Here is a 7,671-nt window from a genome sequence, read left to right as displayed (position 1 = left end):
ATGGGCGCTCTCATATTGCCAATCATACCCCTGCCCTCCTGCAACATTGGCGGTCAGATAGTCTTGATTGTAAATGCTGCCGAAATGCGCATCCAGATGGCTCTCACCTTTGCGCCAATCAGCCAAGGCCCAGCGCGCATTGACACCGATACAATCGATGTTCGGATCAGCCCAAAGCGCATCAAGCGGAAACAAGCGATCCTTTGTCCGCTCTGGCGTGTAGCCGCAAAACTCATCCCCGTCCGCGGCATAGGTGATCTTGCAACTGGCACCCAAAATAGACCGGACATCCGCCGCCAGAACGCGCAGCGCCGCAACAGCAGGAAAGCCGCCATCAGCTCCGCGGATATGGGTCAGACCGGCAAGATCCGTCCCGATGCAAAATGCATCAACGCCACCAGACACCGCGCAAAGCCTAGCATAGTGCAAAATAAACCGACGGTATCCACCCTGCGACGGACCAGTGTAGTCTATTTGCCCTAATGAGGTTGAAAAATCCGAAGCCTCCGCAAAACCAAAGAATGCCGCAACCTCTGCATCCGCGGCAGCCGTCCCATCTATGGCACCGCCCAGCGCCGCAGCGACAGAGGCAGTAATGAGCCCGCTCCACGGCTGTGCAGCTTGCTCTGTCTGGCCGTAAGGATCTGGGAGCGCATTACCCTCCAGTTGCGTCATCAGCAGACGAGGCTGCACCACTGCTTTCAAACCACGGGCATTCAGTGCCCCTATGGCTTCTTTGACCGCTTCATCAGCCGGTGTGCCGCCATAGATCGGCAAGCCGTCAATGTCCGGCAATGTGGCGGATGCTTGCCGGGTCCAACCTGACACACGCCACAACATGCCCGACGCATCGCCCTCTGACGACCGGACCATCGGCACCACCTGGCACTGCCCACAGCGCAAATCGTTGCCATACCAGACAACCGGCAAGACAACTGATCCACAGCGAGGCAAATCTCCGACCATTGCATCAAGCGCCACCGAAAAATCACTGCCCCCCAACGGTGTATTGGTATTCACAGCGCGTTGCGCGCCAAACCCGCTGGAGAAAAAAAGCTGCGAGGTCGCCAAACTATACCCCCCCGCTGATGGTGCGAGCACAGCCCCGGTAATCCGGGCCATCACATCACCTTGCGATGCTGGGGCGGCAGAAAAGACCTCGAATGTCAGCTGCGGGATCCGGTTCTCAAATTGATCGAGCGCCATATCCTCGATCACAACATAGGCAGTGCCACGATAGGCAGGCGTGTTTTCGGCACCTTCGATTGCCGATATTTTGGGATCAGGCAACTGATCCATAGTCCCCGAATAAAAGCGAATATTCAGACTTTCAGGCGAAATCTCCGACCCGTCGGCCCAGATACGCCCGATCCGACTGACCTCCCCCTCACAAAGCGCCAAGGCAAGGCTGAGACTATACTGATAAGTCGTCACCGTCGGGGTCGCACTGGTGCCTTGGGTGGTCGTTGTGCTTTCCTTGAACTGAGACGCCCATATCACCTGTCCGGCAATGCGCATCCGGCCATAAACCTGCTGGACATCAGCGCCCTCGGTGGCACCGGTCAGACGAAAGCGGTCAATGCGCGGCCCTTCCACAGCCGCACTGCCGGCGCCGATGACCTGCTGGTCGATCCTTCGGCCAATCGCAGCACCTGCCGCCTGACCAATCGTCGCCATGGAAAGGCCAAGAACCGACCCACCAACAGCGCCTCCAAGAGCCGCCCCTACTGCTGCAAGCGCAATCGTTGCCATCGGTCATTCTCCTTTTTCGAAGTAAAACTGCGCCGCAATGCGGCGACGCCACGGGGCTGATAGCGGGCTTTCGACAACGCCGTGCCCGCTATAGGCATGGATGAAACGCAAATCCGGCCCATCTGTCGTCACAAAGCCCAAATGCTTGGCAATCGCGCCCGAACGCATTCGAAACGCGACAAGCCGGCCATGGCGCAAAGGCGCAACGGGTGCGGCACGAAAGTGGCGCTGCAATATCGCAAGCAAGCCATCCGCTCCCTGCGGCTCAAACCAATCAGGAGTATAGACGGGGACCTCCGGAAAAGGGGCACCGTAAAGCTCAGCCCAGACACCGCGAACCAACCCCGCACAGTCGCAACCCACATCTTTCAGTGCCGCCTGATGCAGATAGGGCGTCCCTAGCCAACGCCGGGCCAATGCAACTGCGTCAGCGCTCATCGGATACGACTACCGCCGGTATTGGCCTGATCTGAACGCGGAGCGCTGACCAACCAATCCTCGCCGGGGATATCTGGAAATCCTTGAAAGTTCAGCAGGTTAGAAAATTTTTCAACACATGTTTTAGCGTGCTTGTCACAGCCTGCAACGACGCGCAGACGACTGCCAGCTGGCAACGGCACGGCAAACTCAGACCAAAGCGTGAGCTGACGCCCTGTCTGCGTCAACTGATCGCCTTTGATGGCCGCGATCATACCTTTGGCCGCGCCGGTCACAACCTCACAAATGCCGTGGACAAACCAACCATCCGCGTAGCTGGTCAAATCGGGGGCCTCAAGCACCAGCATTTGCCCGGAATGCTCCTCTGGCAAGTCATACGCGAACCCGACAGCCGGATCATCCAGATCAAATCCGCAAGCCGCGTCTCCCAAGATTGCGCTGCAAGATGTCAGGTATGATCGTCCCTGCGGCTGGTTCAACGCGTCAGTCAAACCATGCAATTCAGCCTCAAAGCCTCCTGCACCCCGCGTGATTTCACCCATCGTGCCGCGAAACTGGAGAACGCGCGCATCAACATCGTCCCAGCGCACGCGCCAAGTCATAACTTCGGCGCCGTCATAGCGACCGGCCAGAATGTCAGTTTCTTCAATAGCCGCCGACGACAAAACACCAAGGGCTGCGGTATTGTTCACCGAAAGCCCGACACTGCTCGACAAAGCGCGGGCGGTCATACCGCCCTCCGGCTGAAACGCATGCCCTTCAAACCGCAAAGGCCTGTCATGATCCGTAAAGCCAAAGGTGACACCATCACGACGGGTCACAGCCCAGCAGGTACAGGTATGCGTGACACCGCCAGCCAGATGGTCATATAAGTCAGCGGCGCTCATAGCCTGATCTCCACGACAGGGACATCAGGCACTTCTCCGGCTTGGAACCGCGACATTGAGGTAAGAATCGTATCGGTATCAAAGCGCACAGGCACATCAAATTCAAAACCCGCGCGCACTTCCGCGTTCGCATCAGGCGGATCAACAAAATTCAGTCGGCCCAACGCCGCATCAACCTCATAGGACACACCTTCCTGAACTGGCACACCCCCAACCGAGACCCGCAGAGAGCCAGTCACCGGCTTGGTGATCGGGCGGTCATAGCTGGTCTCACCGGAGCGATACGTCTTAATCAGTTGAAACGCTGTCGTCTGCTCGTCACCCACAGCAATCAACTGGTTATCGGCATCCAGCTCCTCTGAGGGAAGGCACGATCGATAATCCGCCCAGTCCTTCCAACGAAAGCCGATCAATTGGCCCTGACGTGCCTCAAAGAACGCAATCAATCGGGCCACATCATCCAAAGATCGCAACCCCATCCCGGCATCATACTTGCGGCGACCATGGGCCCAGGGGGTATTGCGCTCTTCAAAGCCATTGGCGAGCGTGACAATCTCCGTGCGGCGCTCCGGTCCACCCAATGCGCCAAAACTCAGCGACGTGGGAAATCTTACTTCATGAAATGTCATCTCATGGCTCCTATTGGTAACGCTGGCTGCGGCTGAGCGCGCGCGACATCTGTGCTGCAATCTGGCTACGGCTACGTTGGAAACTGGCGGCATCGGGGGAACTGATATTCATATTCACGGTCACAGCACCGCCGCCGCCGCGCACACCAAGGCTACCATCAGGTCCACGGGCCAATGGCATGATCGCCTCAGGCCCCGCCTCTCCCATCAAGCCAGTGCCGCCACGCATGGGAAAGGTCGTAGGTGAGCCGATGACACCGCCCTTGGCAAAAGGCATGACGCGACCTTGGGAAAATGACGCGCCATCAGCAAAAGGCAACAGGCCGGACATTGCGGCACCGACGCCCTGCGCAAGCAACCCACCAAACTTGTCTGCAACAGGACTGACAGCGGCACCATAGACCGTACTGCTCATCTTGTCGGCCAACCCGGAGAGAACATCCGTCAAGCTGCGGCCATCAAGAACCAGCCCATCAAATGCCGTGCGCAACCCACGCGAAAACCCGCGCTCCAACTGACCCAAATCCTGTGTGGTCTGCACCAAAGTCCCTTGCACATCGCGAAGCTGGGCCTCAAACGCTGCCGTGACCTGTGCGGTATCGCCCAAAGTCTGCTCAAGCGCTGAAACATCGCTCTCCAGGTCACTCAATCGATCGAGTTCATCCATCTCATTCGTCCCTCTTCAAATCCGGAAAATCACGTAAAAGCGCATCAAACTGGCCACGCCCCATCGGAGCGATCCCTCCCTCCAGTCCAAGCATCACTTGCAATTCTACAGGCGTAAGTGCCCAAAAATCCGCAGGCGTCAGGCGCAATTGATGCAATCCTGCGTGCATAAGTCCTCGCCAATCCATGTGGCTATTCCGGCGCCTCAAAGGCGCGGGCCAGCAATTGGGCCGCAGCCTTTGCAGCACCAATCGGCCCGCCAGAGATCTCAGCCGTCATCAGATCAGCGGCAGTCCCGCGCCAGCCACCCCCGCGCAGGCCAGCAACAACAACAGCCATGACATCGGCGCTGGAAAACGCACTCCCCTCAAAGCGGCGGACAAGTTCCACAAGAGAGCCGGTAGCCAACCCGGCTTCAAGTGCCGCCAAAGCACCCAAGGTCAGCTTGCAGTCATGCGGCACGCCATCGATTTCAATCGAAACTTCTCCAGCCCAGGGGTTCGCCATCAAATCAGCGCCACAAAGGTCAGCGCCCCGGCAGAGGCCAACGACAACTCATATGTCGCCTCGCCATTATGCGATCCGGCATAGTCGATAGAGGCAATCTGAAACGGCCCTTCAATCGTTCCGAAACCAGGGATAATCACTTGAAAATCAGGGGTCTCACCGTCGAAAAAAATCTGACGCGCCCGCTCGTCAGTGTCCGCATCCTTAAAGACGCCAGAGCCCGAAATCGCAGCCGTCTTGACACCGGCGCCACCCAGCAACTCGCGCCAACCGCCAGTGCTGTCCAGACTGGTGACATCAACCGTCTCCGCATTCAGGCTCAACCGCGTCGCACGCAGACCTGCCGCCGTTTCAAACAGACCATCGCCGGTCATGTCGATCTTGACCAAAAGGTCCTTGCCATTTTGTGCAGCCATGCCGCGTACTCCTTGCAAAATTTGGTTGGTTACGTGTCGTCCGCAACGCGGGCACGAAAAATCAGGTTGATCTGCCGCAGGGTGCCCGTACCAACACGGGCGGCCTTGGCCTTGTAGAAATAAAGGGCAATCAGTACCCCGCGATCCAATGCCAGTGGGGCGCCAATCAAATTGTCGCTGACAGCACCGGCGACCTCTTTGGCGGCGGCAAATCCTGCGCTTTGTGTGACAACAGAAATTGTAAACGTATGGGTCGCACCGGCCCCGGTCTTGTCAGAGGCATCACGTACATCCTCAGCCCCCAAAACCACATAAAGCGGTGGCAACGGACCACTTGGAAGTGCATCGAAAATATCTGCCCCGACAAGCGCGGTCAGCCGCGCGTCGGATGTTAAAGACGCGAAAACCGCGCGTTGCAGGGCAGCAGAAACACCATAGCTCATGCCGCGACCTCCTCATCGACGTGACAGGTCAAGAACTGCGCATGAGCGTCTTTTTCAGCCACCGCATTGATATGAAAAATCCGGTTCCCCTCTCGAAACCGCTGCCCGACCTCAGGGCGGGACGGCGCGCCAAAGGGCGCGGCACGAACGATAATCCTATACGGCACACGCGACACAGGTGCAGCACCAAGTCCAACCTCGCGCCCTGTCCCTGCCTTCAGCTCGGCCCAAAGCATGCCAAGCGGAGACCAATTGCGGGCATATCCTCCCGCACCATCAGCCGTCTTGACAGGGGCCTCAAGCACAAGCGCGCGGTTCAACAAAGGCGCGGTCATACCCGGCCACCCATGAACATGCGCACGGTCCGGTAGCGTTCAATCAGCGCAAGCACACCTATCGGCAACGGCGGAGCGGCGCGGGATACATCAAAGCGAAACTCATAGAAATGCGCCGCCAGCAACAACACAGCCTGCGCCAGATCAGCGGGCAAATCATCCCAGGCGGGTCCAAAACCAGCCACCATGCCAATCTTGACAGAAACAGTCGGCGCAATTGACGGCAGGCAGCTTCCAATCGGCTGCAGGCTTGGGCGCTGCGCGTCAGGCTCCAAGTACCAGAGGTCGGGATCAATCGGAGTGACAACGCCATTCTGGTCCATGAAGCTGACTTCAGAAATCGCACTGACTGGCGAGACCGGCAGCGGCTGCCTGCGGGCATCTCGCCAGGCCGTCAGGGTCCAGCTAAACGTTCGCTCAATCAAAATCTTACCGGTACGCGCCTCAATGGCCGCCATACTCGCGCGCAGATGCCCTTCCAGCAAACCATCCTGAATGCTGTCGTCGGCAAACCCCGAACCAAGGCGCAAATGGTCTTTGAACTGATTGACCGCGAGTGCAGCTACGGGCACGGTGGTCTCTTCGACTAACATCATGGAAAAGCTCCGAAATTCTTAAATTGGACCCCGGGCGCATCCGCCCTCCGCATTGCTCGGACGGAAGGGAACAGCTAGACAATGCGAAGGCCTGTCTTTGGTCAGCGCCCGGGGGTGAGGGCGCGCGTGACGCGACATCCCTCAGACACAACAAGGGTTAGCTTGTTGCGAACTTCATCAGCTTGATGGCTGCAAAATCACTGACAGCACCACCCACACGCTTGGTGGCATAGAACAGGACATGGGGCTTGGCAGAGAACGGATCACGCAGCACCCGCAGATCAGGGCGTTCAGCGACCGTATAGCCAGCGCGGAAATCGCCAAAGGCAATCGCGAGCGCATTGTCGGCGATATCCGGCATGTCCTCAGCAATCAGCACGGGATACCCCATCAGGCGCGCAGGCTCACCCATGGCCAAACCATCTACCCAGACAAACCGCCCGTCATTATCCTTGAGCTTGCGGATATGACCCGCAGTTTTGGAATTCATGACAAAGCTGGCATTGGCCCGGTACTCCGCACCCAGCGCATAGACGAGATCCACAATCGGATCAGCGCGTGTAATGCCACCAGCCGTCTCAGAGGCCACATACCCTAGGTTGCCCCAGGTCCAGATGTCATCCTGAACTGCGCCGTAGGTCAACATACCTGTAGGCTTATCAACACCGTCACCACTGATAAACGCCATCGCCTCGGAACGGGCAAACTTGTCTGCAATCCGACCCGCAAGCCAGCCTTCAATGTCAAACGCACTGTCATCCAACAATCGCTGAGACGCCTTTGGGAGCGCGGAAAGCTCATGCAGCGGGATGGAAATCCGCTCGATCTGCGGCGTCGTCGTCTCGGTGACAGCATTGGCCTCCGTGGCCCAACCAGCACCCATTTCGGAATGATCCACCAAAACGTCATACGACGTGGCATCAACATTCACGACATTGGCAATCGCGCTGACCTGCCCCCCGAATCTTCCCTCAGTTTAATGTAGAGTTTGCTCAACCTTTG

11 protein-coding genes and 1 pseudogene are annotated in these 7,671 nt (G+C 57.9%); all 12 read right to left on the bottom strand.

The window, feature by feature from the left end; genetic code table 11:
• The coding region (locus ACFDSS_RS12405) for a glycoside hydrolase TIM-barrel-like domain-containing protein (protein WP_375256052.1) at positions 1 to 1,752 on the bottom strand (1,752 nt) is incomplete at its 3' end.
• Positions 1,753 to 1,755: 3 nt separating this feature from the next.
• Complete coding sequence (locus ACFDSS_RS12400) at positions 1,756 to 2,190, bottom strand: NlpC/P60 family protein (protein WP_375256051.1); 435 nt, start codon at positions 2,188 to 2,190, stop codon at positions 1,756 to 1,758.
• Positions 2,187 to 3,077, bottom strand: a complete 891-nt coding sequence (locus tag ACFDSS_RS12395) for a DUF2163 domain-containing protein (RefSeq protein WP_375256050.1) — start codon at positions 3,075 to 3,077, stop codon at positions 2,187 to 2,189. The genes ACFDSS_RS12400 and ACFDSS_RS12395 overlap by 4 nt, the downstream gene beginning before the upstream one ends.
• Entirely contained in the window at positions 3,074 to 3,706 is a 633-nt protein-coding gene (locus ACFDSS_RS12390) for a TIGR02217 family protein (RefSeq protein WP_375256049.1), read from the bottom strand. Before ACFDSS_RS12390 ends, ACFDSS_RS12395 begins: the two co-directional genes overlap by 4 nt.
• 10 nt (positions 3,707 to 3,716) lie before the next feature.
• On the bottom strand, positions 3,717 to 4,373 hold the full coding sequence (locus tag ACFDSS_RS12385; RefSeq protein WP_375256048.1) for a phage tail tape measure protein: 657 nt from the start codon (positions 4,371 to 4,373) through the stop codon (positions 3,717 to 3,719).
• A gap of 1 nt (position 4,374) precedes the next feature.
• A complete protein-coding gene (locus ACFDSS_RS12380; protein ID WP_375256047.1) occupies positions 4,375 to 4,560 on the bottom strand; it encodes a rcc01693 family protein in 186 nt (61 codons plus the stop codon).
• Between the two features lie 4 nt (positions 4,561 to 4,564).
• On the bottom strand, positions 4,565 to 4,879 hold the full coding sequence (locus ACFDSS_RS12375; protein ID WP_375256046.1) for a GTA-gp10 family protein: 315 nt from the start codon (positions 4,877 to 4,879) through the stop codon (positions 4,565 to 4,567).
• The gene (locus ACFDSS_RS12370) at positions 4,879 to 5,295 is read right to left on the bottom strand and encodes a phage major tail protein, TP901-1 family (protein ID WP_375256045.1); all 417 of its coding nucleotides are present in this window, start codon (positions 5,293 to 5,295) and stop codon (positions 4,879 to 4,881) included. The genes ACFDSS_RS12375 and ACFDSS_RS12370 overlap by 1 nt, the downstream gene beginning before the upstream one ends.
• Positions 5,296 to 5,324: 29 nt before the next feature.
• The gene (locus ACFDSS_RS12365) at positions 5,325 to 5,738 is read right to left on the bottom strand and encodes a DUF3168 domain-containing protein (RefSeq protein ID WP_375256044.1); all 414 of its coding nucleotides are present in this window, start codon (positions 5,736 to 5,738) and stop codon (positions 5,325 to 5,327) included.
• Entirely contained in the window at positions 5,735 to 6,073 is a 339-nt protein-coding gene (locus ACFDSS_RS12360; RefSeq protein ID WP_375256043.1) for a head-tail adaptor protein, read from the bottom strand. The genes ACFDSS_RS12365 and ACFDSS_RS12360 overlap by 4 nt, the downstream gene beginning before the upstream one ends.
• Positions 6,070 to 6,669 carry a hypothetical protein gene (locus tag ACFDSS_RS12355; RefSeq protein WP_375256042.1) on the bottom strand — a complete coding sequence of 200 codons (600 nt, stop codon included), beginning with the start codon at positions 6,667 to 6,669 and terminating at the stop codon, positions 6,070 to 6,072. The genes ACFDSS_RS12360 and ACFDSS_RS12355 overlap by 4 nt, the downstream gene beginning before the upstream one ends.
• Positions 6,670 to 6,826: 157 nt before the next feature.
• Positions 6,827 to 7,621 (bottom strand): annotated as a pseudogene (locus ACFDSS_RS12350) (phage major capsid protein); the annotation flags it as partial.
• Between the last annotated feature and the right edge of the window lie 50 nt (positions 7,622 to 7,671).

Origin of the sequence: Yoonia sp. (assembly GCF_042093035.1) — a bacterium.
GTDB lineage: Bacteria > Pseudomonadota > Alphaproteobacteria > Rhodobacterales > Rhodobacteraceae > Yoonia.
Note: the sequence above shows the minus strand (reverse complement) of the source record. Positions and strands in the feature narration are given on the sequence as shown.

What these genes read in the sequence shown, in the direction of transcription:
- ACFDSS_RS12375 (WP_375256046.1), bottom strand. Translation starts at nt 4,879, where the DNA reads ATGGCGAACCCCTGGGCTGGAGAAGTTTCGATTGAAATCGATGGCGTG.
- ACFDSS_RS12370 (WP_375256045.1), bottom strand. Translation starts at nt 5,295, where the DNA reads ATGGCTGCACAAAATGGCAAGGACCTTTTGGTCAAGATCGACATGACC.
- ACFDSS_RS12365 (WP_375256044.1), bottom strand. Translation starts at nt 5,738, where the DNA reads ATGAGCTATGGTGTTTCTGCTGCCCTGCAACGCGCGGTTTTCGCGTCT.
- ACFDSS_RS12380 (WP_375256047.1), bottom strand. Translation starts at nt 4,560, where the DNA reads ATGGATTGGCGAGGACTTATGCACGCAGGATTGCATCAATTGCGCCTG.
- ACFDSS_RS12360 (WP_375256043.1), bottom strand. Translation starts at nt 6,073, where the DNA reads ATGACCGCGCCTTTGTTGAACCGCGCGCTTGTGCTTGAGGCCCCTGTC.
- ACFDSS_RS12385 (WP_375256048.1), bottom strand. Translation starts at nt 4,373, where the DNA reads ATGGATGAACTCGATCGATTGAGTGACCTGGAGAGCGATGTTTCAGCG.
- ACFDSS_RS12390 (WP_375256049.1), bottom strand. Translation starts at nt 3,706, where the DNA reads ATGACATTTCATGAAGTAAGATTTCCCACGTCGCTGAGTTTTGGCGCA.
- ACFDSS_RS12395 (WP_375256050.1), bottom strand. Translation starts at nt 3,077, where the DNA reads ATGAGCGCCGCTGACTTATATGACCATCTGGCTGGCGGTGTCACGCAT.
- ACFDSS_RS12400 (WP_375256051.1), bottom strand. Translation starts at nt 2,190, where the DNA reads ATGAGCGCTGACGCAGTTGCATTGGCCCGGCGTTGGCTAGGGACGCCC.
- ACFDSS_RS12355 (WP_375256042.1), bottom strand. Translation starts at nt 6,669, where the DNA reads ATGATGTTAGTCGAAGAGACCACCGTGCCCGTAGCTGCACTCGCGGTC.